At 35.9% G+C, this 677-nt stretch carries 1 protein-coding gene and 1 tRNA gene; both read left to right on the top strand.

All coding sequences use genetic code 11. The annotated features are described in order from the left end of the window. A partial coding sequence (locus KEM10_RS23930) for a GIY-YIG nuclease family protein (RefSeq protein ID WP_212220964.1) occupies nt 1-292 on the top strand: 292 nt, incomplete at its 5' end. Nucleotides 293-597: 305 nt separating this feature from the next. After that, a tRNA-Met gene (locus KEM10_RS23925) sits at nt 598-670 on the top strand. The last annotated feature ends 7 nt before the right edge of the window (nt 671-677 follow it).

The following is a 677-nucleotide window of genomic DNA, read 5'->3' as shown; positions in this document are numbered from 1 at the left end:
TTTTTTATTTTTCAATTCATGTGATAATTTTATTGTAAAGAAATTTCACATGTTTACTGTCTACGTATTATTTTCTCCAAATTTCAATAAAATATTTATTGGATTTACCTCTAGTCTCAACAAACGAGTACTATCTCATAATGAAAAAGCAACTAAAAGATGGTCTATCAAATATAGACCTTGGAAATTAATTTACCAGGAGGATTTTATTGAAAAGTCGGATGCGATGCGAAGAGAGAAAGAACTTAAGTCCCATCGCGGAAGGGACTTTATCTGGCAAATTATTCATTAATAAGAATAGGGCTCATATCCGGCAGCTGCCGGATGTCCGTTCGAGTCGCGCCCCGCTACTACAAGCCTTGGGGATTTTTCTTCAAGGCTTTTTTATTTCATTTATTTCTGCTATTCACAAATAACAACATTCGATTTTTTTTTGCCGACAAAAAAAGTTTCAAATTTAAAATGCGCATTCAGAACACATTAGACAACCGATAAGTCATAATAGCATACTAAACACAAAAAAGATTTGCATAACAATTATAAGAACTCTATATTTGCAGCCGCAATAACAAAGACAACACATTGTTTAAGATATATTGCGGGGTGGAGCAGTTGGTAGCTCGTTGGGCTCATAACCCAAAGGTCGTCCGTTCGAGTCGGGCCCCCGCTACTACAAG

The sequence above is a fragment of the Carboxylicivirga linearis genome (genome assembly GCF_018271995.1).
In the GTDB taxonomy this organism is placed as follows: domain Bacteria; phylum Bacteroidota; class Bacteroidia; order Bacteroidales; family Marinilabiliaceae; genus Carboxylicivirga; species Carboxylicivirga linearis.
The sequence above is the reverse complement of the archived record's forward strand: the minus strand, read 5'-3'. Positions and strand labels throughout refer to the sequence as shown.